A 24,829-nucleotide genomic window follows, 5' to 3' on the forward strand; every position below is an offset into this window, starting at 1 on the left:
TTGAGGTCGGCGATGTCCACGTTGCCGCGGGCGTCGCAGGCGGTCACCACCACGCGCATGCCGGCCATCTGGGCGGTGGCCGGGTTGGTGCCGTGGGCCGAGGACGGGATCAGGCAGACATCCCGCTGCCCCTCGCCACGGCTGGCATGGTAGGCGCGGATGGCCAGCAGGCCGGCGTACTCGCCCTGGGAGCCCGCGTTGGGCTGCAGGGAGACGGCGTCATAGCCGGTGGCCTGGCACAGCATGGCTTCCAGTTCGTTGGTCAGCTCCAGGTAGCCCTGGGACTGCTCGGCGGGGGCGAAGGGATGCAGCGCGCCGAATTCAGGCCAGGTGATGGGGATCATCTCGCTGGCGGCGTTGAGCTTCATGGTGCAGGAGCCGAGCGGGATCATGGTCCGGTCCAGGGCCAGGTCCTTGTCGGCCAGCTTGCGCAGGTAGCGCATCAGCTCGGTTTCCGAGTGATAGCGGTTGAACACTTCATGCTGGAGGAAGGGCGACTCGCGCAGCAGCTCCAGGGGCAGGCAATCGCCGGTGCTGACGGCGAGGGCCGCGAAGTCCGGCAGGGCCTGGCCATCGCCTGCGAACACCCCCCAGAGCGCCTCGACGCTGGCCTGGTCGCAGGTTTCGTCCATCGACACACCGACGCGCACCTCGTCCAGCACGCGCAGGTTGATGCGGGCCGCGTGGGCGGCGGCATGCAGCTCATCCACCGGGCGGGCGGTGACGATGCTCAGGGTATCGAAGAAGTGGTACTGCTCCACCCGGTGGCCGAGCTGCGCCAGGCCCTGGGCCAGGATCGACGTCAGCCGGTGCACGCGCCGGGCGATGCCGGCCAGGCCCTGCGGGCCGTGGTAGACGGCGTACATGCTGGCGATGTTGGCCAGCAGCACCTGGGCGGTGCAGATGTTGCTGGTGGCCTTCTCGCGGCGGATGTGCTGTTCGCGGGTCTGCATGGCCAGGCGCAGGGCCGGCTTGCCGTGGCGGTCGATGGAGATGCCGACCAGGCGGCCCGGCATGTCGCGCTTGAAGGCGTCGCGGGTGGCGAAGTAGGCCGCGTGTGGGCCGCCGAAGCCCAGCGGCACGCCGAAGCGCTGGGCGCTGCCGAGCACCAGGTCGGCGCCGAATTCGCCGGGCGGGGTCAGCAAGGTCAGGGCCAGCAGGTCGGCGGCTACTGCCACCAGGGCGCCGGCCCCATGGGCGCGCTGCACCAGGGCGCGGTGGTCCGGCACATCGCCAGTGCTGGCGGGATATTGCAGCAGCAGGCCGAAGTAGCCGGACAGGTCGCTCAGTTCGGCTTCCTCGCCTATCACCACTTCGATCCCCAGGGGCTCGGCACGGGTGCGCAGCACATCGAGGGTCTGCGGGTGGCAATGGCTGGAAGCGAAGAAAGCTGGCGCCTTGTTCTTCGCCAGGCGCTTGCAGAAGGTCATGGCTTCGGCGGCAGCGGTGGCTTCGTCGAGCAGGGAGGCGTTGGCGATCTCCATGCCGGTGAGGTCGCTGACCAGGGTCTGGAAGTTCAGCAGCGCCTCCAGGCGGCCCTGGGAGATTTCTGGCTGGTAGGGGGTGTAGGCGGTGTACCAGGCCGGGTTTTCCAGCAGGTTGCGCAGGATCGGCGTCGGCGTGTGGCAGGGGTAGTAGCCCTGACCGATATGGTTCCTGAACAGCTGGTTCTTCGCGGCAATGGCCTTGATCGCGGCGAGGGCCTCGGCCTCGCCCTGCCCGGCTGGCAGGTCGAGCACGCTGGTGCCCTTGATGCTCTCGGGGATGACGCTGGCCATCAGCGCGTCCAGGGAGTCATGGCCGGTCAGCGCCAGCATGGCGGTGATGTCCGCGTCACGCGGGCCGATATGGCGGGCGATGAACTCGTTGTCCGTACCCAGGGGGATATGTGCTCTGGTCATGGCGGCACCCGGCTCAGGCGTTGTCGGCGAGGAAGGCGTCGTAACCGGCCTGGTCCATCAGGCTGGCGAAGGCTTCGGGATTGTCCGGACGGATGCGGAAGAACCAGCCATCGCCCATGGGCGCCTCGTTGACCAGCTCGGGGTTGTCGGCCAGGGCCTGGTTCACTTCCAGCACTTCGCCGGTCAGCGGCATGGTGATGTTGCTGGCGGCCTTCACCGATTCCAGCACCGCGACTTCCTGCCCCTCGTCGTAGCGGCCAGCATCCGGCAGCTGGACGAACACCACGTCGCCCAAGGCTTCCTGAGCGAAGCTGGTGATACCGACGGTCAGTTCGCCGGATGCTTCAACGCGCAGCCATTCGTGCTCGGGGGTAAAACGCAGAGTGCTCATGGATCTTCCTCTTGTTATCAGGTGGGGTCCCGAGCGTTTCGGGCTCGGCTGATGGAACAAGAGCAAGGGCAGTGCCAACTTTAAAAAATACTTATAAATCAAATAGTTGGTTAACTTTTCACAAAATGGCCCCGTTGTTTTGGAGCGATATCGCTCCACCCAGGCAAAGCCCTTGTAGCAGCCCCGAACAGGAAAAGCCCCGGAATCCGGGGCTTACAGAGGACTGGAGCGAAATCGCTCCAACGGAACGTAATCGAACCGAGGTACTGGGTGGGGGGGTGATGCTTGTGGGGACGGGTTGTTGTGGAAAAGCGGTTCCGGGCCCCGCCTCAGCGCGAAATTCCGTACTTGCGCAGCCGCTGCCCAATCGCCGTATGGGAAGTATTCAGCCGCGCCGCCAGTTGCCGGGTGGAGGGAAAGACCGCGTAGAGGCGCTGCAACAGGTCCTTCTCGAACCCCTGGACAGCCTCCTCCAGGCTGGTGATGTCCAAGGGATCGGCCTCCCGGGTGCTGAGGGCGGTGCCGGCCAGTTCCAGGCTGTCGCAGTCGATCAGTTCCCCCTCGCTGATGGCGGCGGCGCGGAAGATCACGTTCTGCAACTGGCGTACGTTACCCGACCAGCGATTGCCCAGCAGCACCGGGTGGGTGGCCGGGGCCAGGCGGCAGGGCGGGCGCTGAATCTGTGCGCAGGCCTGGCGCAGGAAATGTTCGGCGAGCAGGAGGATGTCCTGCCCACGCTCGCGCAGGGGCGGCACCATCAGGTTGAGCACGTTGAGGCGGTAGTAGAGGTCTTCGCGGAAGCTGCCCTCCCCCACCATGCGCTCCAGGTTGCGGTGGGTGGCGCAGAGCACCCGCACGTTCACCTGCACCTCGCGGTCGCCACCGATACGGCGGAAGCAGCCATCGCTGAGAAAGCGCAGCAGCTTGGCCTGCAGGTAGGGCGACATCTCGCCCACCTCGTCGAGGAACACCGTACCGCTGTCGGCCAGCTCCAGCAGGCCCGGCTTGCCGCCGCGCTGGGCGCCGGTGAAGGCGCCGGCCGAATAGCCGAACAGCTCGCTCTCGGCCAGGCTCTCCGGCAGCGCCGCGCAGTTCAGCGCGAGAAAGGGGGCGTCTCGCCGCGCACTCATGGCGTGGCAGGCGCGCGCCACCAGTTCCTTGCCGGTGCCCGTTTCGCCCTGGATCAGCAGCGGCGCATCCAGGCTGGCCACCTTGCGCAACCGCGCCTTGAGGTCCTTGAGCACCGCCGACCTGCCGAGCAGCGCGTCCAGCCCTTCGGCGTGGTCGTGATGCAGGGAGGCCAGGCGTTCGCCGATGCGGCTCGGCGGGTAGAGGGTGAGCAGGCCACCCACCAGCGCATCCGCCCCGCCGCTGATGGGCGTGGCGTCCAGCAGCAGGGCCTGGCCCTGGAAACTCACCTCGCACATGGGCAGGCGGAAGCCCTTGTCGATCAGCCGCTGCGCCAGGTCCGCCTCGGCGAACAGGCTGGACAAGGGTTCCCCCGCCGGCTCGCGGCCATAGAGCCCGACCAGGGCCGGGTTGGCCAGCAGCACCTGTCCGCCGGGGTCCACCGCCAGGACCGGGTCGCTGACGGCGGCGAGCAAGGCGTCCAGCTGCAGGTGCCGGCGCTGGCCGGGGAGGATGTCCACCAGCTCCACCGCCTGTACGCCATCGACCCGTAGCAGGGCGTGGTGAAGTTCGTCCAGGACGCCCCGGGACAAGGCCGGCGCGTCGATGTAGACGTTGGGCGGGATCATTTCCACCGCGTCCAGGTTGAGATTGCGCGCGCCGAGCAGCGCCAGGACTTCCTGGGTGATGCCGACGCGATCGATGAAGGTGACGTGGATTCGCATGGCGGGTCCCGGTGCGGTCAGTTCTGCGCGGCGATGGCGCGGGCGCAGTGCAGCAGTTCGTCGAGGAAGGCGCGCAGGATCAATGGCGGCGCCACGCCGCGGCGGGTGATGGTCTCGAAGGCCGAGAGCAGTTGCAGGCGGCCGGGCTCCAGGTGTTCCAGGTCGCCCGCCTCCACCCACTGCCGCGCATAGTGCTCGGGCAGGAATCCGGCATAGGCCCCCGAGAGGATCAACATGGCCTGGGCCTCGACGTTGTCGACCGTGGCGGCCGCCTGCTCCACACCCAGGGCTTGCAGGTCGCGATGCTGCAGGTAGCCGCGCGCCACCACGCGGCTGGCGGCGATGCGTTCCAGCAGGTCCGCCTTGGGCGCCTTGCTGCCGAACAGCGGGTGGTTGCGACCGCAGTAGAAGCCGTGGCGCTCCTGGTAGAGCGGCGCATAGGACAGCCCCGGGACGCGGAACGGGAAATGCCCCACCGCCAGGTGCAGCCGGCCGTCCAGCACCCGTTCTTCCAGCTCGGCCGGGGTGCCGATGTAGACGTGCAGGTGGACCTCGTGGCCGCGCTGGACGAAACGCTGGGTGGTCTGCTTCAGCGGGCAGGCCGGATCGGTGATGGTGGTGTCGATCACCCCCAGGTTGAGGGTGCCGCTGACCTGGCGCTTGAGCACATCGGCATCCACGCAGAAATCCTCCACCGCGCCCAGCAGCCGCTGGGTGGCTTCGTGGATCGCCTGCCCCTGTTCGGTCAGGCGGAAGCCGCTGCGTCCGCGCTCGCAGAGCTTGACGCCGAGGCGCGTCTCCAGATGGCCCATCTGTTCGCTGATGGTGGACTGGGCGACGTTGAGGGCTGCCTGGGCGGCCGAGAAACCACCGCATTTGACGATGGTGTTGAAGACCCTGAGCAGCTTCAGGTCCACGTCGTGCAACTGGATCATCCTGCACCTCGCGGGTAGCGATTACATCGGTTTTAACGATTTGCGCATCGCATCATTGTCATTTTTCCAGGCGCGGGTAAAGCCCAGGATAGGCCCATGGTCGAGGAGCGAACACCTCGCCGGTCACCCTACAAGAACAAAGTGGAGACGCCTGAAAATGTCCAGCAACAGCTATGAAAACGGCCGCCTGAACCTGCCCTTCGTGGGCCATTGCACCTTCGCCAAGTCCCCCGTCTGCCTTGACTGGGAGAAGCTGGATGCAGACGTGGCGGTGCTTGGCGCGCCCAATGACATGGGCACCCAGTGGCGCTCCGGCGCCCGTTTCGGACCGCGCGGCATCCGCGAGGCATCCACCCTGTTCTCCTTCGGTCACAGCGGTGCCTACGACTTCGAGGATGATGTGATGTACCTCCAGCAGGAGGATGTGCGCATCGTCGACGTCGGCGACGCCGACATCGTTCATACCGATATGAACACCAGCAACGCCAATATCGAATACGCCGTGCGCAAGCTGCTGGACGCCGGCGCCATGCCGGTGGTGCTGGGCGGCGACCACTCGGTGCATGCGCCGGTAATGAAAGCCTTCGAGGGGCGCGGACCAATCCATATCATCCACTTCGACGCCCACCTGGACTTCGTCGACGAGCGCCACGGCGTGCGTTACGGCCACGGCAACCCGCTGCGCCGCGCTTCGGAGATGGACCATATCGTCGGCATGACCCAGATGGGCATCCGCAACGTGTCCTCCTCCAACCGCAGCGACTACAACGCCGCCCGCGAAGCCGGCTCGAACATCCTCTCGGTACGCGATGTGCGCCGCCTGGGCCGTGATGGTGTGCTGGACCTGATTCCCGAGTGCGAGTCCTACTACATCACCATCGACATCGACGGCTTCGATCCTTCCATCGCCCCCGGCACCGGCACCCCGAGCCATGGCGGCTTCCAGTACTACGAGGTGCTGGAGATCATCCAGGGCCTGGCCAACCGCTGCCAGGGACGCATCGTCGGCATGGACCTGGTGGAAGTGGCCCCGGCCTATGACCCCACCGGCATGACCTCGATCCTCGCGGCACAGCTGCTGATGAACAGCATCGGCTTCGTGTTCCACGCAAGGAAGCAGGCCAAGGGCTGACGGCGCGCGGGAATCGCAGGGTCCAACCGTAGGGTGCGCCATGCGCACCGGGCAGCCCTCACCAGGGTTCCGGTGCGCGCAGCGCCCCCTACGCCTGCCTCCCGCATGAGTTCGAGACTACAGATTCAATTCGCCCCTACAGGAACATCCCGCCCGAGGCTTCCACCCGCTGGCCGTTGATCCAGCGGCCGGCGTCGGAGAGCAGCATGGCCACTGCGCCGCCTATGTCCTCCGGCAGGCCGACGCGGCCCAGGGCGGTGTTGCCGGCGATGAAGGCGTTGACGTCAGCGTTGTCGCGCACCACCCCACCACCGAAGTCCGTCTCGATCGCTCCGGGCGCCAGCACGTTCACCGAGATGCCGCGCGCACCCAGTTCCTTGGCCTGGTAACGGGTCAGCACTTCGATGCCGCCCTTCATCGCGGCGTAGGCCGCATAGCCTGGCAGGGCGAAGCGGGCAAGGCCGGTGGAGATATTCAGGATGCGCCCGCCATCGGCGATCAGCGGCAGCAGTTTCTGGGTAAGGAAGAAGGGTCCCTTGAGCTGGACGTTCACCAGCTGGTCGAACTGTTCCTCGGTGGTTTCGGCAAAGCTGGCGTGGATACCGATGCCGGCGTTGTTCACCAGGAAGTCGACGGTGTCACGGCCGAATTCGTTCTTCAGCAGGCGGCCGAGGCTCGCGACGAACGCGTCGAAGGTGGCGCATTTGCCCACGTCCAGCTGGAGCATGGCGGCGTGTCCGCCGAGGTCCATGATGTCGCGGCTGAGGGATTCCGCATCCTCCAGCTTGCTGTGGTAGGTGCCGATGATGTCGATGCCCTGGGCCGCCAGGTGCTGCGCCATGCTTTTACCGAGGCCGCGACTGGCGCCGGTGATGAGTGCGATCTTGCGGGTCATTGCTGTGCTCCTGGTTGCAGGTGGTGGGGAGTGGTGAGGAGCTTATTGTCCGGATCACTACCGATAAATATGCTGTTACCGGAAGAACTGATCGCCCATTACGAACAATCCGGAGAAGCCCCGCACGGATGAACAAGCTGGAGCTACTGAGAACCTTCGTACGGGTCAGCGAGCTGTCAAGTTTTACCCAGGCCGCCGACAGCCTGGGCCTGCCCCGCTCCACCGTGTCCGACCAGGTACAGGCCCTGGAGGAGCTGCTGGGCACGCGCCTGCTGCAGCGCACCACGCGCAAGGTCCAGGCGACCCAGGACGGCTTGCTGCTCTATGCCCACCGCCGCCTGCCGCGGCGGGTGCAGGCCTTCATGGGCTGGCTGGAGCAGCTGCTGCGCGAGGAAACCCACGTCTGAATCCCGGGCGATTCAGTTGGCTATGTCTGCATTAAGGGTTGCTAGAACGTCTTGAGCCAAGCTGCTTATCGAGCGAGCTGCAAGTCCCTGTTTCGCCTCCCGGCGAGTCTCTTTTTTCAGTCGTCGGAATGCCGCCCACAAAAAAGAAACCAAAAACGCTTGCCCCTGCATCCGGAACTCGGCGTCCCCGTCTGGCTTCGCCAAACTTCCCTCGCTCCATCATTGCTCCGGGGGCCCGGCGTGAGGGGCCATCCCTGGCCCCGCACGCCTCTCGCGGCATCCATGCCGCCCGTCCCCCTGCGCAACGATTCCGCTCGGCCTCCTGACGGGGCGGAGTCGCTGCCCCACCTCTGCTGCACAGGTTCAGGCAATGAGCAGGCATCAGGATTGCCGCGCCTTGTCAGGCGCGAGTCACCCCTCGCCCTCCGGGGCGAAGAGGCACGCTGTCGGAAGCACCGCTTCCGGTGCCGATGAGCGACTGAGCGCGCAGCGATCAGGCTGGGGCGCAGGGCGGGGGCCGGGGGAGAGGGATGTGCCAGGCAGGTGCGCAGGTCTGAAAGGTCCGTGCTAGACGCCTCTATTCGGTTCTGCAACAGCTAAAACAGCTAACGCAAACATAGCCATTCAGTTGCCGGCGCTCCATGCGGAGCGTCCCGAGGCGAGGTGAGGAACGGCTCGAACAGAAGCTGCCCGGGAGGAGTCCGCGGAGGGCGAATTCGCTCGCGAATAGAACCGTCTGATCCTATCTGCAGGTCCTGATCGGACAATCGGGCGCATAAAAGGTTAGGCAATCCTCGAAAGCACAGGTATTGTGTCAAACGCTGTGATGCATGTGTCACCTTGAAAGGCGGTATGTACCCTAGCGGTCCCGTATTCATCGGTTGCCGATTTTCTGCACTCAGTGACAGGCTGGAATGATCCAGCCAAGCAATAACTCAGTTTCCAGGAGACATTCAAATGTCCGAGCGCCAAACCGGCACCGTCAAGTGGTTCAACGATGAAAAAGGCTTCGGCTTCATTACCACCGATAACGGCCCGGATCTGTTCGTTCACTACCGTTCCATCCAAAGCGCCGGCTTCAAGAGCCTGAAGGAAGGCCAGAAGGTCTCCTTCATCGCCGTGCAGGGCCAGAAAGGCATGCAAGCCGACGAAGTGCAAGTGATCTGATCACTCGCCGATAGAAGAACCGGCCTACGGGCCGGTTTTTTTTTCAGCAGGTTTTGAGGGCCGCTCCAGGACCGGCCCGCACAGAGGAAGCGAGATGCGCATCAAGAACTCCCACAGCAGCACCCCCAAGCCGCCGCCGGCGACCGCCACCAGTGAATCCCTGGAAGCCCAGGTCGCGGCCTTCCTGAAGCAGGGCGGCGAGATCCAGGAAATTGCCAAGGGCGTCAGCGCCCAGGTGGCGCCGAGCCGCCATATTCGCATCGGCAACAAGTAAGACCGTCGCGGCGCCCGTGGGCGGATGGGTGCAAGACCCTCCGCCGGGCGCCACCGTCCACCCTGCCGGTGGGCGGATGCCGCTTGCACCGAAACGCCCCCGTCTAAACTCCAGGCAGGCCGATAGAGGCCCGAACCTGGGGGTGAAGGCCGGATGGGGGCCGGCGCAGCCAGATGGGAGGTAACCCATGCAGCGGCATTACTACATCAGTGACAACCTCAACGACCTGGAGATGGTCGAAAGCGAGCTCGAGGCCCAAGGCATCGACCACGAGCAAATCCACGTCCTCAGTGAGCGCGACGCCGACGTCGAGCGGCATCAGCTGCACGACGTGCCCTCTGTATTGAAGCAAGACATCATGCACTCCGGCATGATCGGCGTCGGCATCGGCCTGGCCCTGGCGGCACTGGTGATGCTGGTGGCCTGGATCAGCGGCTGGACCGGCACGGCAGCCGGCTGGATTCCCTTCATCTTCCTCGCCATTGCGCTGTTCGGTTTCAGCGTCTGGGAGGGCAGCCTGTTCGGGATCCAGACCCCCAATCCAGTGATGAAACGCTTCGAGCACCCCCTGGGCGAAGGCAAGCACATCTTCTTCGTCGACGTGAAACCGGCCCAGGAAGTCATACTCGACCGGGTCGTCAGCCACCATCCGCTGCTCAAGATGGCCGGCACCGGCCAGGCCGCGCCGGCCTGGGCCGAAGGCCTGCAACACCGGCTGCATCAACTGCGCAAGATGATGTAGCAACCCGGCATGAAGCGGCGGATGCAACGCCTGGCGTCATCCGCCGCTACCGCTATTCCGTCCTATCCCTGGTTCGGCACCGTACTGGCGCGTGCCTCGGCCAGCAGCCAGTCGATCAGGCGGCGCACCTTCTCCGCCGGCGGCGACCTGCGGCTCCAGGCCAGCCGATAGGCCCAGGGCGTGGGCAGGCGGCAATGCTCGCCGAAGGGCAACAGCAGCCGGCCGTTGGCAATGTCGTCGAAGGCCAGGGCCGTGGAGCCGAGGGCAAAACCCTGGCCGCTGACAGCACCCTGGATGGCATGGCCGATCAGGCCGAAGCGCATTCCGCCCTTCACCGGGCCCGGCTCGCCCACATAGGTGGCGAACCAGTCTTCCCAACTCGGCAAGTGCAGGTTGGCGGCATTCTTCCAGTGGGTGTGGATCAGCCGTGCGCCCAGCATGTCGCGCGGCTCTCGCACCGTGCCGTACTGTTCCAGGTAGGCCGGGCTGCAGACAGGAAAGAACTCTTCATGAAACAGCAGCTCGCTGGCGGGCATGGGCGCGTCCGTGGTGGTGAAACGGATAGCCAGGGTCGCCTCGCCGCGTTCCAGGTCGACCAACTGCTCGGTGGCCTCCAGGCTGAGGGTGATGTCCGGGTTGCCGGCGGCGAACTGGTTGAGCCGGCGCATCAGCCAATGGCTGGCGATGGAGGGCGCGCAGGTGATGTGGATAGGCCCTTCGTCCTGGCCGCGCAGCTCGTCGGCGCCGCGGGTGAGCAGTTCGAAGGCCTGGGCGACGGTGGCGGCCAGGCGACGGCCGTTGTCGTTGAGGCTGACGGTGTTGCGGGTCCGGTCGAACAGGCTCACCCCCAGTTCGGACTCCAGCAGGCGGATTTGTCGGCTGACCGCACCCGGGGTCACCGAAAGTTCCTGTGCGGCTTCGGTGAAGTTACGGCTGCGGGCGGCCACTTCGAAGGTACGCAGCGCGATGAGCGACGGAAGACGCATGGCGGGTTCGCTTTGAGTTGAAATCAAAGCATGATGACAAATCATCGTTTGAAAGCAAGGCGCCTGCGGACCGATCCTGCCAGGCACTGGCGGCCCTGCCGCACCTTCTGCCTTGTGAGTTGAACGATGAAACCCTCCCGCCTGCCCCTGGACTGGTTCGCCTGTGGCCTGATGTTCGTCCTCTGCATCTGCTGGGGCTTCCAGCAGGTGGCGATCAAGCTGACCCTCGACGACGTGCCCTCGATCCTGCAACTGGCCATCCGCTCCGGCGGCGCGGCCCTGGTGCTGGGTGCCCTGGTGCTCTGGCGCGAGGGGCGTGCGGCCTTCAGCGACGGCACCCTGCTGCCCGGGATCGCGGTCGGCGCGCTGTTCGCCCTGGAGTTCCTGTTCATCGGCGAAGGACTGAACCACACCAGCGCTTCGCACCTGTCGGTGTTCCTCTACACCGCCCCCATGTTCGCCGCCCTCGGCCTGCACCTGATGCTGCCCGAGGAACGCCTCTCGCCCCTGCAATGGCTGGGCGTACTGGTGGCCTTCGGCGGCATCGCCATGGCGTTTCTCGGCCAGCCGGCCGGCGCTCCTGGCAACGTGCTGCTGGGGGACGGCTATGCGCTGTTGGGCGCCCTGGCCTGGGGTGCGACCACCCTGGTGATCCGCGGATCAACGCTGTCCGAGGCGTCGCCGGTGAAGACCCTGTTCTACCAGCTGTTCGGCGCCGCCCTGCTGCTGACGGCAGTGGCCTTCGGCACCGACCAGACCGAGATGCAGCTGACCCAGCGGGCGGTGATCAGCCTCGGCTTCCAGGTGGTGGTCATCGCCCTGGTCAGCTACCTGGCCTGGTTCTGGCTGCTGCGCCGCTACCTGGCGTCGAGGCTCTCGGTGCTGTCCTTCATGACGCCCCTGTTCGGCGTCACCTTCGGCGTAGTGGTGCTGGGCGAGCGCATCGACCTGTCCTTCGCCATGGGTGCGGCACTGGTGCTGGGCGGCATAGTGCTGGTCAGCGGCACCGAGTTGCTGCGCGGCCGCCAGCAGCGCAAGGCACTCGCCCCTTCCGAGGCCTGACGGCGGTCAAGCGCGACCCGTGCGCGCCGAAGCCGGAGCAGGGACCATGGGCAACGCCAGCGGTCAGTGATCAGCGCCGGCGGATGCGCTCCACCAGCACCCGACCGTCCTGGCTCCAGCGCCCGCGCACTTCCACGTAGTCGCCAACCCCGGGTGACTTGTCGATGCGGCTCTCGGGGCCGACCACCAGTTGCAGCGAATCCAGGGTCCAGCCCTCCCCCAGCACGCCCTGCAGGCGCACCCGCGAGCCCACAGGGCTGGGCGCTGGGCGGCCGTCGGCATCGCGGGCCCCCTGGTCGATCCAATCGACTATCAGCTTGATTTCCTCATCACTGAGGTAGGGCGGACCGTCATAGGGCATCTGCGGCTGGGACTGGCCGCGGATTCGCCGTACCAGTTCGCTGGCCAGAGAGGAGCCGGGCACCACGCGAACACGCTCGCCGCGATCGAGGATGGCGGCGTAGGCGTTCAGCAACAGGCCTTCCGGTGCCGAGCCCATCAGGCCGTAGGCGGAATGGCACTTCACGCAGCGGCTGGCGAAGATCGGCGCCACATGGGCGTAGGTGACCGGCTGACCGGCGGACGGATGCTGTAGCGGCGCCGGAGCGACAGTGGCGGTCGACGACCGACTGCCGGGCTTCAGCCCGCCGGCTATCCAGAGCTCGAACAGGGCGATCTCGGCATCGCTGAGAAAGGGCGGCCCGGTCATGGGCATACGCGGCTGGCTGAGGCCCTTCAGCCGTTTGATCAACTCGCTTTCGTTCGGCTCGCCGCGTTGCACCACCGGGCGACTCTTGCTGCCCTTGAGCAGTTCGTCGAGGCTGGTCAGCCGCAGGCCCAGGGGCGCGGCTTCGCCGGCATGGCAGATCACACAGCGGGCCTGGAGGATGGGCTGGATTTCGTCGAAACTCACGTCCTGCGCGAGGGCCGGCAGCCACGGCAGCAGCAGCGAACACAGCATGACCGGCGTCAGTCGCTTGCCCATCCCAGCCCCCTGCATCTGATTGCCAGGCTAAGCCTAGTGAAACAAGCCGATTTGCGCAGGCGCGCGGAACCCCGCCCTGATCCGCCGGTCAGTCTATTCGAGGCCGGTGATTGCCGGCTCCAAGCCCCGGGCTCTGTTCAGTCGCCGCTGCGGACCCCGGGGCTTGCCTCTGCGCGCAATATTCAGAAACGTCTGTATACAGAATCACCGAATCGGTTAGTTTCCTCGGAGCCTGCCGTAGGCAATGATGGCCGCCGCGTATCGCATCACTGGAGAATCACTGCATGAAACCTGCCCCCCGCCTCGCTGCCCTGATGCTCGGAACGGGCCTGCTGGCCAGCCTGGCCGGCTGCGACCTGGCCGAGGAATCGGCCAACAAACTGGCGGAGAAAGCCGAGGCGGCCGCCCAGGAAATCGCCCGGGAAGCCATAGGCGAAGCGGTCAACGAGCTGAACAAGAAGGTGGACGAAGCCCAGGCATCGGCCAAGGAACTGCTGGGTGAGCGGCAGAAGGAAGAGGCCCGCGAGCAGCCGCCACGCGCGCCATCGGGCAAGGGTGAAGGCAAGGACGACGATGCCATGCTGCCTCCTTCGGGTATCGAAACCTGACTGGCTGAAGCCCCGGCCGCGACTGCCCTGTCGCGGCCATTCGCCCTCAGGCGCGGAGGTAGCGCGGCAAGGGCTTGCGATGAAGCACCTTGAGCGACTCCGTCGGCGGAACTTCCCCATGCTCCAGCGCCAGGTCGCGCTTGAGCGTGCTGACCAGCCAATCCAGTTGCGCCGTAGCCGCCACCACGCGCTGGAAGAATTTCCCCTCGCGTTCGAGCGTCAGCACGAAACCGCCATCCGGTCGAGCCTTGGTGCTCAATACATATTCCGGAAAGGCGCTGATCAGCTTGTCAAAATCCAGATCCATGTCTTCTCTCCAAGAAAGTTGATTGCTCCTGCACCCCTACAGCGTGCATGCCAGGCCTATGACAACGGAAACACCAAATAAATCAGTCTGTTGCAGATTTTTCTGACAGATTTTTCCATGCATTGCGCACGATCCGGTACATTTCGAGCGTGCAATTTGCACGTCGCGGCCAATGCAAAGCCCCCGTCCGGAGCAAGTGTCCGAGCGGGGGCTTCGGTATCAGGTGCGCGCCCGGCGCGGCCTGGGGAGATTCTGGCGGCTGCTTCAGACCAGTTCGATCCGATCGCCCTCGATGCGGATCAGGCCCTGCTTGTAGAGGCCGCCGATGGCCTTCTTGAAGTTGCCCTTGCTGACTCCGAAGCGCTGGCTGATCAGCTCCGGCGGGCTCTTGTCGGACAGCTTCAGCACGCCGCCCTCTGCCCGCAACGCGGCGATGATCTGCTCGCTCAAGCCGCTGACCGCCTGCTCGCCCACCGGCTGCAGGCTCAGGCTGATCTTGCCGTCGGGGCGGATTTCCTTGATGAAGCCCTGCTCGCGCATGCCGCCGCGGAGGAACTTGAACACCTCGTTCTTGTGGATCAGGCCCCAGTGCTGGCCTTCAATGATGGCCTTGAAGCCGAGGTCGGTCTTCTCCGTCACCAGCAGGTCGACGGCCTGGCCGGGCTTGTAGCGCGGCGGCGTGGTGTCCAGGTAGCGGTCCAGGCGGGCGGTGGCGGTGACGCGGCGGGTGCGCTTGTCGAGGTAGACGTGCACCACGCAGTAGTCGCCGACCTGCAGCGGGCGCTTTTCTTCCGAGTGCGGCAGGAGCAGGTCCTTGGGCAGGCCCCAGTCGAGGAACAGGCCAATCCGGTTGATCTCCACCACCTTGAGGCTGGCGAAGCCGCCTACCTGAACCTTGGGCTTGAGGGTGGTGGCCACTGGGCGGTCTTCGCTGTCCAGATAGAGGAACACATTGAGCCAGTCGCCCACTTCGGTCGGCTCGTCTTTCGGCACATAGCGCTTGGGCAGGAGTATTTCGCCGTCCGGGCCGCCGTCCAGGTAGAGGCCGAAGTCCGTGTGCTTGGCTACCTGCAGTGAATTGAAACGCCCGATAAGTGCCATCTTCGCTACCTCTGTGAGTCGAGGCGGCATTCTACCTGTTGGGCCGGGCGCCGGGTGAGCCCCGCAGTGGGCGGCTGTCCCTTTCGATACTCGCGACCGGGCCGCGCGCTATTGCGCGGGCCAAACACATCCCGCGTGAATTTTCGCTCTGCGACACTGTCTACTAGCCCATAGCACAACGATGTTTCAGAATCATGTCGTCAATACCAAGAGCCATGCTTTCGGACATCACTTGACGGATTCTCACTGCCCCATCTCAGGAGCTGCCGTGCGCCCATTCAGCCGTTGGCTGTCGCAATCCGCATCGCTGGCAACACTCGGCGTGCTCTTTCTGGTGATTCCCCTGGCCAGCCGCTACTGGCTGGGCTGGTCCAACCTCTTCGGTTATCTCTCCGACCTCGCCTTCGGCAGCTTCCTGATGCTCCTGCTCTACGGCCGTTCGCTGTTCCTGGCGCTGCCGCTGATGCTGCTCTGGAGCCTGATGGTCCTGGGCAACGCCGAGCTGATCGGCGCCGTCGGCCGGATGCCGGAGCCGAGCGACCTGAAGTATCTGCTCGACCCGCAGTTCGTCAGCCACTCCACCCAGGGCGGCGGCATCACCCACCCCTACCTGGGCCTCACGCTGGCCGCCAGCCTGCTGGCCTGCCTGCTCTGCTGGCGCGGGAGTCACCGGCCGCTGTCCTACAAGTGGTTCGCCGCACCCGCCGCGCTGCTGATGGGCCATGTCACCCTGCAGTACGTGCAGCCCAGCGACGCCGACCAGTGGCAGCAGTTCAACCTGCCGCACAAGGTGATGGCCAGCGCCGTCAACAGCGGCCAACTGGCAGTCGAGGACTGGCTCGACGGAGACAAGCCCGGCACCCCGCCGGACATCGCCGGCCTGGCACGCCTGGACCTCGACGGCGCGCCCCTGCTCACCGGACCCGGCCGCGCGCGCAACGTGCTGGTGATCACACTGGAGGGCATTCCCGGCGCCTACATCGCCGCCAACCGCGCGGCGATCAACAGCAGCTACCAGGACTCGCTGATGCCCAAGCTCAGCAGCTGGGCCGAGCGCGCCATGACCACGCCGGACTACGTGCTGCACAGCCACCAGACCATCCGCGGCCTCTACGCCATGCTCTGCGGCGACTACAGCAAGCTGGACTCGGGCACGCCCAAGGGGCTGGAGCTGCTGCACAACCCGGCCCGGGCCAAGGCCTGCCTGCCGTCGCAACTGCACCAGCACGGCTTCAGCACCCACTTCCTGCAAGGTGCCGGGCTGCGCTTCATGGCCAAGGACAAGATCATGCCGCAGATGGGCTTCGACAAGACCCTGGGGCGCGACTGGTTCCGCAACAAGGCCTACCTGGAGTTCCCCTGGGGTATGGACGACAAGTCCTTCTTCGAAGGTGCGCTGACCTACGTCAAGCAGCTGCGCCAGCAGAAGAAGCCCTGGATGCTCACCCTGCTCACGGTCGGCACCCACCAGCCCTACTCCGCGCCGGCCGACTACCTGGTGCGCTACCCGGACTCGAAGAAGGCCGCGATCGCCTACCTGGATGATGCGGTGGATGCCTTCCTCCGCGGCCTGGAGAAACAGGGCGTGCTGAAGAACACCCTGGTGATCATTACCTCGGACGAATCCCACGGCATCGACAAGGTTCGCCTCGCCTCGGCCTGGGGTTTCAACCTGGTGCTGGCGCCGGAACAGGCCGCCCTGCCGCCGATCAAGAGCGGCGTCTACGGCCATGTCGACCTGACCACCTCGATCCTCGACTACTTCGGCTACCGGCTGCCGCAGAACCTCTCCGGCCGTTCGCTGTTCCGCGACTACGCCAGCGGACGCGAGATCATGTCCTACACCAACGGCAAACTGCGCTACCACGATGGCAAGGAAACCTTCACCGAGTGCGACTTCCGCCAGGTCTGCCGGCGTTATCGCAGCGAAGGCTTCATCGCCGACGAGGCACGCTACCTGGGCAGTTACGGCGGCAAGAAGGCGCGCCTGGTATCCCAGCGCGCGGCGCTGCTGGACCAGTCGCTGCAGGGCGGCACCCTGGGCCAGGAATACCAGTTCGCCACCAACGAGAGTATCCGCCTGAAGGAAAAGGCCAAGGACGACTGGGCCGACAACCTGATCGGCGCCCAGTACATGGAGTTGCCGAGGAACAGCCGCACCAGCGTGCAGATGACCGTCAAGGTGCTGCGCATGGACCGCAAGGGTGCCCAGCTGCGATTGAAGGCAAAGGAGTTCGAGCGTGACGTGGCCTTGCCGATTCCCGAAATGCCGCTGCTGAAGAAGGGCAAGCCGCTGACGGTGAGCTTTGCCTTCGACAACCCCGAGGCCCGCAAGGCCTTCTCCTTCCACCTGCTGGCCGAAGGCCGCGGGGTGATCGAGATCAGCGACTTCCGGGTGACCACCGAGCCCCTGCCCGCCTCGGCCATCGCCGCGGACAACCGTGGCCAGGTCGCCCAGAAACGCCCGCTGCACCCCATCACCACCCTCTTTGGCTTGCTGGCCCGACAACAGGATGCCCTGGAAGCCGAACTGGAAAACCCGGGCCAGGAACGCGCCGTGCTTCCCGAAAGCACCGAGCTGCGACTGCAGCAGTATCACTGAGGGGCTTATGGCCCCAGCCGCCACCGGCGAGTACCGTAGGTTGGGCAGAGCGAAGCGAAGCCCAACAATCCAGACTCCGGAGCCGGGGCTGTGGGGCTTCGCTTCGCTCTGCACCAACCTACAAAGGCAAGTCCCACCTAGCCGGGCTCTTCCTCGCTGCGCGCCAGCTCCATGAGGATGCGTGCACAGCAAAGCTCCTCCATCTCCAGCAGCCAGGCTTCCACCTGCTGGCTGTTCAGCTGGGCGGTCAGGCCATAGCGGCGCCCACCCCAGACGGCGACGAAGAGCGCATCGATGCTTTCCGGGCGCGGCTGGCGTGGCAGGTCGGCGCAGGCGGCCACAGCCTGGCGCCACTTGCCGGCAAGCTCCTGGTAGACCCGCTGATGGTGCCAGGGCTCGGCGATGGCGCGCTCCACTTCCATCAGCTCGGCATCGAAGAAGGGCCGCACTTGCTCTTCCGACTGCCCGCAGGAAAGGCGCACCAGGCGACGCACGCGGGTCTGCCAGTCGAGGCCGGTGGCCAGCACCACTTCGCGCTCCAGGCGCTGAAGCAGCAGATCGAGCTGGTGACGGACATAGCCGGAGAGCAGCGCCTCCTTGCTGGGGAAATAGTCGTAGAGGGTGCCCACCGCGACCCCGGTTTCCAGGGCGACCGCGCGGGTGGTCACCCCGCTCCAGCCTCGCTGGCGAAGAATCCGAACGAAGGCTTCGAAGATGGCCTCGACCGTAAAGCGGGCACGGGCCTGGGTGGGTCGCTTGAGTGGCTTGTTACGGGGTTTTGCGGACTCCATGGGGACCTCTGGCGGTTTCCGAACCCGCAGTGCGGGGGCCCTTGTTAGCCTGTTCCGACCCCATCCAAAGCAGGAGCCGGAAATGCCGAACCGCAGCACAGTATCACGTCTGTTCACCCGCAAGGACGCCCTCGACCAGACCCGCCTGGTGCGGCAGGAGGAATACCTGGACGCCGTTGAAGGCGAGATCGTCCTGCGCCTGGACCTCTTCTCCCTCACCACCAACAACATCACCTACGCCGCCTTCGGAGACTCCATGCGGTACTGGCAATTCTTCCCCACCGGCGAGGACGACTGGGGCCATATGCCGGTCTGGGGTTTTGCCGATGTGCTGGATTCGAAGGTGGAGGGGATTGCGGCCGGCGAGCGCTTCTACGGCTACTTCCCCATCGCCAGCCACGTGCGCATGCAGCCGGAGCGGATCACCCCACGGGGCTTCTACGATGGCGCCGAGCACCGCCGGACGCTCACTTCGGCCTACAACCAGTACACCCGCTGCAGCTGGGACAGCTACTACAGCCCCGCCACCGAAGCGTTGCAGATCCTGCTCAAGCCGCTGTTCCTGACCTCTTCCATGCTGGCCGACTTCCTCGAAGACAACGAGCTGTTCGGTGCCCGCCAGGTCGTGTTCTCCAGCGCCTCCAGCAAGACCGCCTATGGCACCGCTGCCTGCCTCGGACGCCAACCCGGCCGTCAGCTGCTGGCCATCACCTCTGCGCGCAACCTCGACATCGTCGAGGGCCTGGGCTGCTACCAGCAGAGCTGCAGCTACGACCAGCTGGAAAGCCTAGCCAGCGATCAGCCGACGCTCTATGTCGACTTCTCCGGCGACCTGGCTCTGCGTGAGCGGGTGCACCGGCACTTCGGCGCCAGCCTGGTCTACAGCTGTTTCGCCGGATCCGCGCAAACGCCGGAAGCCAACGCGCTGGGTTGCGCCGTGGGGCCGCAGCCGGAGTTCTTCTTCGCGCCGGTGCAGATCCGCAAGCGCAATGCCGAGTGGGGGCCGGAACAGGTGGGCCGGCACATAGGCGAGGGCCTGCTGGACTTCTACCAGCAGGTCAGCCGCCCGCCCCGGCCCTGGCTACGGGTGGAGGAAGGCCAGGGCTACGAGGCGGCGCGGCAGCTGATTACCGCGCTATTCCACGGCCGGGTCGCCGCGGACGAGGGCCACGTCATCCGCCTCTGAAGCGGACTGCGACAGGATGGTGCGGGTCGCGTTGCGGCTGTGGGCGCCGAAGTGGAGGATCAACCGCACCAGCGCATGCTCGAGCGGGAGGTCCTGCTGCTGCGGCGCCAGGCTGTTGCCCTGGCTGAAGTCCGCCTGGCCGTGCCCGTTGGCCAGCCAGTGGGCGATGCGTGCATCGAAATCGTCGGCGGCGTCGTAGGCCTCCTGGGACACCACCAGGCGCAGGGACTCGCCATCGAAGGGCGGATAGTCGTCGTCGGTCCGGCTGTCGGCGTAAGCGCGCAGCAGCGGGCTGTCGTTGCGCCCTTCGCGCAGCAACTGGCGCAGCCAGTCGGCCTGGTACTGCTCCACCTCGGTGTGACGGTTGGCGACCAGTTCCATGGCCGCCAGCTTGTCGCCATCCAGGCCCAGCGCGGCCTTGAACGCGATCCAGAGCAGCTGCGGCGTGCCCTGCCCCGGCAGGGCCTTGGCATGGTAGGGCTGGGTCAGATCCTGGATGTAATGCAGGCCCCAGCCGAGGAAGCGATAGCCCCAGTAGGGGTGGCCGCTCTCGAAGGCGAAGCGCGCCAGGCCGAGGTACTGCTGCACGCGCACTTCCGGATAGGTGCGCGCGAGATAGGGCGCGGCGCGGTAGATGAGCGCGTCCTCGTGGTAGTAGCCGATATGGAAAGGCGCCTGGGAGGAATACTCGAAACGGGCATCGCCAAAGGGCTGCTTGCCGAAGTTGTAGCGCGCGCCCGCCTCGCCCGGATTGTCGCTGAACAGGTTGATGTCGTGGCCGTAGTCAGGTTCGTCGGCGGCGCTGGCCACCACTGCCAGTGGCGGCAGCTTCTCGCCCGGCTTCACCTGGTAGAAGCGCCATTCGCGCCACAGGCTGAGCTTGCGGAACACCAGCACCTCGGCTGCATCCATGGGCGCACGGCCGCTCCAGTCCATACCCGGCAGGGCCTGGACGAAATACGCCAGCTTGATCTCGGGATTGACCCGCAGCGCCATGAGGAAGACCCGGCGGTGGTCGCCACCGTGGGTCGGGATCCAGCGCAGGTCGTCGGGCCGGGGCGGGTAGTCCGGCAGGTTGTCGCGAAAGAACTCCTCCTGTTCGTCCAGAAATTGCTCCAGGGCGACGCCCTCCTCCTCCAGGAAGGACTCCAGGCTTTCCACCTCTACCATGGGCGCGTCCTTGATCTGCGGCAGGCCGGCCAACGCCAGGGCGGTACCCAGGGCGTGGTTGGACCAGGCCAGGGCCGGGGACGGCAGGCCGGTCAGGCACAGGCTGAGGGCGAGCGCCAGGTACTTCATCGATCACTCCATGACAGGGTTCAAGCAGGGCCCGGCAGGGTACCAGTCACGATGCAAGGCCTCACTGTCCAGCCGGGACAGCCGGACTCACCAATCAGGCCGACAGGAATCACTCTAGTGCAAAGCAGAGCGGCCGCCCTTGGGCGGCCGCTTGCAGCACTGGCGCGCGCGTTACTGGATCTGTTCGGGCGTCACCACCACCCAGTTCTTGTCCGCCGTCACCGGCAGACCCTGCTTGGCCTGGGCTTCGGCGTTGGCCTTCTGCATGGCGGTGATCTGGTCCATGTACTTGGCCTTGCGGTTGATCCAGAGGTTGATGCCGCCTTTGCCGACATCGGTGCCGTGGAACATCATGTAGCCGTCGCTGATGGGGGTATCGCCCGCCACCAGGATGGGCTTCTTCCATTCATCGATGTAGGTGAGCACCGCCGCATGCTTGCCGGACATCCAGGTGGCCGGGGTCCAGAGGTAGGGGGTCAGCTCCAGGTCGAGGTTGGCCTTCTGGTCATACTGGCCATCGGTGATCTGCTTGCGGCTGGTGGTCACGGCGCCGGACTCGCGGTCCTTCAGCAGGGTGGTCACGCCGATGACGTTCTCCGGCTTGACGTTGTAACCGTACTGCGGGTCCGAGGCGACCATGCGCACCAGCTCCTCCAGGGCGGCGGTCATGATGTAGACCTCGATGCCGTTCTCGCTGAGTTTGTTCATCAGCTCCTTCTGCCCGCTGAAGACCTTGGGCGGATTGATCTCGATGGTCTTCACCTCGTCGCCTTCGTAGTAGGTGGCGGGGACCGGCTTGCCATAGGCCATCAGCTCGTCGACGTAGCCCTTCAGCTCGCGCAGGGTGAAGCCGGAGAACACCTGGGCGACCCAGGGGTAGCAAACCAGGTCATCCACTTCGCAGAGGCGGTAGTAATAGCTATTGAGGCTTTCCTTGTGGCCCTTCACATCCTTGAAGGGGATCAGCTTGAGCGAGGGGTCGAGCTTCTCGCGGGTGAGCACGCCCTTCATCTCCAGGAAAGGCAGCAAGGACTCTTCCAGGTCGTAGCGGTAGCTGGTGTTATCCATGTCGAATACGGCGAAGTTGCCCTGGTTGGCGTGCTTGGCGATCAGCGCGTCCAACTGCTTGGCGGCGGGTTCCGGCCAGTGCTTCAGCTCGGTGGCGGCCTGGGCGGCGCCGGCCAGGCCCAGGCACAGCACGGCGGACATGAGTGTCTTGGCGATCTTCATCTTCTTATTCCTTTAATGGGTGGAGTGAGGAAGCCCAGATACCAGCTTCGCCGCCGAACCTAGCAAAGGCCCTGCCCGCCTCCGGCACCAGAACGACCTCCAGCGTTCTCATTGCGCCACGCCATCACCAATGCAAATGCCGCGGGATTCAGCGCCACGCGCCAGCCAGCGGCTAGACTCAAGGCCCCCAAGCCGCCAGGAGAAGCGTCATGCTCAAAGCCGAATACAAGACCCGTGGCCCGGTGCCCCAGGACGTGATCGAAGCCGTGGAACTCCAGCTGCCGCCGGTTGGTGCCGGCCAGGCATTGGTGAAAGTGCTGGCAGCCCCCATCAACCCCTCCGATGTGCTCACCCTGACCGGCGAGTACGGCATGCTGCCGCCCCTGCCCGCCATAGGCGGCAATGAAGGCGTGGGCGAAGTGCTGGAGGTCGCCGCCGACGTCGGCAACCTCAAGGTGGGACAGACCGTGCTGCTGCCGGTGGGCAGCGGCACCTGGCGCACGCACCTGATCGCCGAAGCCAGGCAGCTGATCCCACTGCCCAGCGCTGATCCGCAGCAACTGGCGATGCTCACCGTCAACCCGCCCACCGCCTACCTGATGTTGCGCGACTTCGTCGACCTGCAGCCGGGCGACTGGGTGATCCAGAACGCGGCCAACTCGGGAGTGGGCAGCTACCTCATCCAGTTGGCGAAGATCCGTGGACTGAAGACCGTCAACGTCGTGCGCCGCGATTCGGCCGTGGCGGCGGTGCAGGCCGAAGGCGGCGACGTGGTGCTGGTGGATGGCCCGGACCTGCCCAAGCGCGTGCGCGAAGCCACTGGCGGTGCGCCCGTGAAGCTGGGCATCGATGCCGTGGGCGGCGCCTCCACCGACCATCTGGCGTCCAGCCTGGCCGAGGGTGGCGTGTTGGTGAACTACGGCCGCATGAGTGGCGAGCCCTGTCAGATCAACCCCAGCTCCTTCGTGTTCCGCGACGTGACCCTGAAAGGCTTCTGGCTGGCCCGCTGGTTCCGCCAGGCCACCCCGCAGCAGCAGACGCAGCTGTTCGGCGAGCTGATCCAGCTGATCGCCAGCGGCAAGCTCAAGGCGCGCATCGCCGCCACCTACGACATCAGCCGGATCAAGGAAGCCGTGGCCGCCGCGGCCGCCGGAGAGCGGGACGGGAAGATCGTGCTGGTGCCGTGAGGCAGGTTGATTCGGTGTTATCGGTAGGTTGGCGCTGAGCGAAGCGAAGCCCAACATGGCGCGCGTAGCGTGCCTCGGGATCGTTGGGCTTCGCGGAGCTCAGCCCAACCTACTGATCACCCAGCTCCCCAGTATCCCAAGGTGCACGGCCACGATCAGCCAGAACTTCACCTGGTAGGCGAGCTTGCGGTTCTTGTGGCGGATCAGCCTTTGCGCCAGCAGGCCGCCCGGCCAGCCGCCCAGCAGCTCGTAGAGATGCAGGCGCGATTCCGGGATGCGTTGCGCACCGGCCACCGCGAAGCGCTTGTCTCGCCAGTAAGCGACAAAGCACACCAGGCTCATCAGCAGGTAGGTGAGCAGCAACGCCTGGACGGGCCAGGCGATTTCCAGGGACAAGGCTTACTCCGCCGCCGGCTTCTTGCGCTTGAGCGGCGCCATGCCGTCGCTGCTGACCACGCGCGACTCTTCGCGCGGCTTGCTCGGCCGGCGCTTGGGTGCGGCGGCCTTGGCGGTGGTCTTCTTGTCGCCCTTCTTGTCGGTCTTTTTCTTCTTGGCACCGGCGGCCTTGCCGGAGGCCTTGACCTTCTTCGGGCCGGTGTAGGTGCCCTTGAGCTCCTTGATGGTGCGGCGCTCGAAGCTCTGCTTGAGGTAGCGCTCGATGCTCGACATCAGGTTCCAGTCGTTGTGGCAGATCAGCGAGATCGCCAGGCCTTCGCCACCGGCACGGCCAGTGCGGCCGATGCGGTGAAGGTACTCGTCGCCCGAGCGCGGCATGTCGAAGTTGATCACCAGGTCCAGGCCTTCGATATCCAGGCCGCGGGCGGCGACGTCGGTGGCCACCAGCACCTTGGTGCCGCCCTGGCGCACCCGCTCGATGGCCAGCTTGCGGTCCTTCTGGTCCTTGTCGCCATGGAGCACGAAGGCCTTGTAGCCGCCGGCCACCAGGTGGCCGTAGAGGCGGTCGGCCTGGACGCGGGTGTTGGTGAAGATGATCGCCTTCTGGTAGGTCTCGTTGGCCAGCAGCCAGCGCGCCAGCTGCTCCTTGTGCTCGACATGGTCGGCCGTGATGATCTGCTGGCGGGTGCCCTCGTTGAGCTGGTCGACGCTGTTCAGGCGCAGGTGCAGCGGGTCGCGCAGCACCTTGGCGGCCACGTCACGCAGGGCCGCGCCGCCGGTGGTGGCGGAGAACAGCAGGGTCTGTTCGCGATTGGCGCAGAGTTCGGTGATGCGCTGCATGTCCTCGGCGAAACCCATGTCGAGCATGCGGTCGGCCTCGTCCAGCACCAGTACTTCCACTTCGCGCAGGTCCAGGCTGGCGGCATTGAGGTGCTCGATCAGGCGGCCGGGTGTGGCCACCAGCACGTCGGGCAGCTTGCGCAGCAGCGCCGCCTGCTCCTTGAAGTCCTCGCCGCCGGTGACGATGCCGGACTTGATGAAGGTGAACTGGGAGAAGCGCTCCACTTCCTTCAGGGTCTGCTGGGCCAGTTCGCGAGTCGGCAGCAGGATCAGCGAGCGGATGCGCACCCGCGGCTTGGCTTCGCCGATCAGGCGGTTCAACAGCGGCAGGACGAAGGCGGCAGTCTTGCCGCTGCCGGTCTGGGCGGTCACCCGCAGGTCGCGCCCTTCCAGGGCCGGCGGGATAGCCGCCGCCTGCACCGGGGTCGGCTCGACGAAATTCAGTTCGGCAACGGCCTTGAGCAGACGTTCGTGCAGGGCGAATTGGGAAAACACAGGACTACCTCGATCGAAAGCGTAAACAGCTGCATAGGTTACCCGGACTCGCAGCCG

General features: G+C 65.7%; 23 protein-coding genes and 1 pseudogene. 10 read left to right on the top strand and 14 right to left on the bottom strand.

All coding sequences use genetic code 11. The annotated features are described in order from the left end of the window. The 4 genes from gcvP to E8F11_RS17180 form a co-directional block, all read right to left on the bottom strand. Positions 1–1,901, bottom strand: a 1,901-nt coding sequence (gcvP, locus tag E8F11_RS17165; RefSeq protein WP_280290053.1) for an aminomethyl-transferring glycine dehydrogenase, incomplete at its 3' end; no start/stop codon positions are given. Between the two features lie 13 nt (positions 1,902–1,914). Beyond that, entirely contained in the window at positions 1,915–2,292 is a 378-nt protein-coding gene (gcvH, locus tag E8F11_RS17170; protein WP_280290054.1) for a glycine cleavage system protein GcvH, read from the bottom strand. A gap of 329 nt (positions 2,293–2,621) precedes the next feature. Further along, complete coding sequence (locus E8F11_RS17175) at positions 2,622–4,145, bottom strand: sigma-54-dependent transcriptional regulator (RefSeq protein ID WP_280290055.1); 1,524 nt, start codon at positions 4,143–4,145, stop codon at positions 2,622–2,624. A 17-nt stretch (positions 4,146–4,162) separates the two neighbouring features. Next, positions 4,163–5,080 (bottom strand): LysR family transcriptional regulator, encoded by a 918-nt coding sequence (locus tag E8F11_RS17180; protein ID WP_280290056.1) that lies wholly within the window; start codon positions 5,078–5,080, stop codon positions 4,163–4,165. 157 nt (positions 5,081–5,237) lie between these two features. On the opposite strand from E8F11_RS17180, the gene speB reads away from it, so the two are divergent. After that, positions 5,238–6,212, top strand: a complete 975-nt coding sequence (speB, locus tag E8F11_RS17185) for an agmatinase (RefSeq protein ID WP_280290057.1) — start codon at positions 5,238–5,240, stop codon at positions 6,210–6,212. Between the two features lie 136 nt (positions 6,213–6,348). Here the strand turns inward: speB and E8F11_RS17190 are convergent, their stop codons facing one another. After that, a complete protein-coding gene (locus E8F11_RS17190; RefSeq protein WP_280290058.1) occupies positions 6,349–7,107 on the bottom strand; it encodes an SDR family oxidoreductase in 759 nt (252 codons plus the stop codon). 128 nt (positions 7,108–7,235) lie between these two features. On the opposite strand from E8F11_RS17190, the pseudogene E8F11_RS17195 reads away from it, so the two are divergent. The 4 genes and pseudogenes from E8F11_RS17195 to E8F11_RS17210 form a co-directional block, all read left to right on the top strand. Beyond that, a pseudogene (locus E8F11_RS17195) lies at positions 7,236–7,433 on the top strand (LysR family transcriptional regulator); the annotation flags it as partial. Between the two features lie 1,038 nt (positions 7,434–8,471). Then, positions 8,472–8,681: a cold-shock protein gene (locus tag E8F11_RS17200; protein ID WP_280290059.1), complete on the top strand. Its 210-nt coding sequence runs from the start codon at positions 8,472–8,474 to the stop codon at positions 8,679–8,681. 94 nt (positions 8,682–8,775) lie between these two features. Then, positions 8,776–8,955 (top strand): hypothetical protein, encoded by a 180-nt coding sequence (locus E8F11_RS17205; protein WP_280290060.1) that lies wholly within the window; start codon positions 8,776–8,778, stop codon positions 8,953–8,955. A 187-nt stretch (positions 8,956–9,142) separates the two neighbouring features. Next, the gene (locus tag E8F11_RS17210; protein WP_280290061.1) at positions 9,143–9,697 is read left to right on the top strand and encodes a magnesium transporter; all 555 of its coding nucleotides are present in this window, start codon (positions 9,143–9,145) and stop codon (positions 9,695–9,697) included. 62 nt (positions 9,698–9,759) lie between these two features. Here the strand turns inward: E8F11_RS17210 and E8F11_RS17215 are convergent, their stop codons facing one another. Beyond that, the gene (locus E8F11_RS17215) at positions 9,760–10,683 is read right to left on the bottom strand and encodes a LysR substrate-binding domain-containing protein (protein WP_280290062.1); all 924 of its coding nucleotides are present in this window, start codon (positions 10,681–10,683) and stop codon (positions 9,760–9,762) included. A gap of 126 nt (positions 10,684–10,809) precedes the next feature. Here E8F11_RS17215 and E8F11_RS17220 point away from each other — a divergent pair, with 126 nt between their 5' ends. Beyond that, positions 10,810–11,745: a DMT family transporter gene (locus tag E8F11_RS17220; RefSeq protein WP_280290063.1), complete on the top strand. Its 936-nt coding sequence runs from the start codon at positions 10,810–10,812 to the stop codon at positions 11,743–11,745. A 70-nt stretch (positions 11,746–11,815) separates the two neighbouring features. Here E8F11_RS17220 and E8F11_RS17225 read toward each other — a convergent pair whose 3' ends face one another. After that, the gene (locus E8F11_RS17225; protein WP_280290064.1) at positions 11,816–12,730 is read right to left on the bottom strand and encodes a c-type cytochrome domain-containing protein; all 915 of its coding nucleotides are present in this window, start codon (positions 12,728–12,730) and stop codon (positions 11,816–11,818) included. Between the two features lie 284 nt (positions 12,731–13,014). Between E8F11_RS17225 and E8F11_RS17230 the strand changes: the two genes are divergently transcribed. Further along, positions 13,015–13,338, top strand: coding sequence for a hypothetical protein (locus tag E8F11_RS17230; RefSeq protein ID WP_280290065.1), 324 nt, complete (start codon positions 13,015–13,017; stop codon positions 13,336–13,338). A 46-nt stretch (positions 13,339–13,384) separates the two neighbouring features. Here the strand turns inward: E8F11_RS17230 and E8F11_RS17235 are convergent, their stop codons facing one another. Next, complete coding sequence (locus tag E8F11_RS17235) at positions 13,385–13,645, bottom strand: DUF3509 domain-containing protein (protein ID WP_280290066.1); 261 nt, start codon at positions 13,643–13,645, stop codon at positions 13,385–13,387. A 264-nt stretch (positions 13,646–13,909) separates the two neighbouring features. Continuing rightward, on the bottom strand, positions 13,910–14,746 hold the full coding sequence (locus tag E8F11_RS17240) for a S1-like domain-containing RNA-binding protein (RefSeq protein ID WP_280290067.1): 837 nt from the start codon (positions 14,744–14,746) through the stop codon (positions 13,910–13,912). Between the two features lie 268 nt (positions 14,747–15,014). Here E8F11_RS17240 and E8F11_RS17245 point away from each other — a divergent pair, with 268 nt between their 5' ends. Next, entirely contained in the window at positions 15,015–17,348 is a 2,334-nt protein-coding gene (locus E8F11_RS17245) for an LTA synthase family protein (RefSeq protein WP_280290068.1), read from the top strand. Positions 17,349–17,485: 137 nt separating this feature from the next. On the opposite strand, the gene E8F11_RS17250 is transcribed toward E8F11_RS17245, so the two are convergent. Then, on the bottom strand, positions 17,486–18,139 hold the full coding sequence (locus E8F11_RS17250; RefSeq protein ID WP_280290069.1) for a TetR/AcrR family transcriptional regulator: 654 nt from the start codon (positions 18,137–18,139) through the stop codon (positions 17,486–17,488). 82 nt (positions 18,140–18,221) lie between these two features. Between E8F11_RS17250 and E8F11_RS17255 the strand changes: the two genes are divergently transcribed. After that, positions 18,222–19,325, top strand: coding sequence for a DUF2855 family protein (locus E8F11_RS17255; protein WP_280290070.1), 1,104 nt, complete (start codon positions 18,222–18,224; stop codon positions 19,323–19,325). On the opposite strand, the gene E8F11_RS17260 is transcribed toward E8F11_RS17255, so the two are convergent. Beyond that, the gene (locus E8F11_RS17260) at positions 19,275–20,624 is read right to left on the bottom strand and encodes a phospholipase (RefSeq protein WP_280290071.1); all 1,350 of its coding nucleotides are present in this window, start codon (positions 20,622–20,624) and stop codon (positions 19,275–19,277) included. The two genes, E8F11_RS17255 and E8F11_RS17260, sit on opposite strands and share 51 nt — an antisense overlap. 171 nt (positions 20,625–20,795) lie before the next feature. After that, on the bottom strand, positions 20,796–21,854 hold the full coding sequence (locus E8F11_RS17265) for a haloacid dehalogenase-like hydrolase (protein ID WP_280290072.1): 1,059 nt from the start codon (positions 21,852–21,854) through the stop codon (positions 20,796–20,798). A 209-nt stretch (positions 21,855–22,063) separates the two neighbouring features. On the opposite strand from E8F11_RS17265, the gene E8F11_RS17270 reads away from it, so the two are divergent. Continuing rightward, positions 22,064–23,041, top strand: a complete 978-nt coding sequence (locus tag E8F11_RS17270; RefSeq protein ID WP_280290073.1) for a zinc-dependent alcohol dehydrogenase family protein — start codon at positions 22,064–22,066, stop codon at positions 23,039–23,041. Positions 23,042–23,140: 99 nt separating this feature from the next. Here the strand turns inward: E8F11_RS17270 and E8F11_RS17275 are convergent, their stop codons facing one another. Together E8F11_RS17275 and E8F11_RS17280 are read right to left on the bottom strand one after the other, a co-directional pair. After that, positions 23,141–23,437 carry a DUF1294 domain-containing protein gene (locus E8F11_RS17275; protein WP_280290074.1) on the bottom strand — a complete coding sequence of 99 codons (297 nt, stop codon included), beginning with the start codon at positions 23,435–23,437 and terminating at the stop codon, positions 23,141–23,143. A gap of 3 nt (positions 23,438–23,440) precedes the next feature. Then, a complete protein-coding gene (locus tag E8F11_RS17280; protein ID WP_280290075.1) occupies positions 23,441–24,772 on the bottom strand; it encodes a DEAD/DEAH box helicase in 1,332 nt (443 codons plus the stop codon). Positions 24,773–24,829: the final 57 nt, after the last annotated feature.

Origin of the sequence: Pseudomonas sp. BN417 (genome assembly GCF_029871205.1) — a bacterium.
In the GTDB taxonomy this organism is placed as follows: domain Bacteria; phylum Pseudomonadota; class Gammaproteobacteria; order Pseudomonadales; family Pseudomonadaceae; genus Metapseudomonas.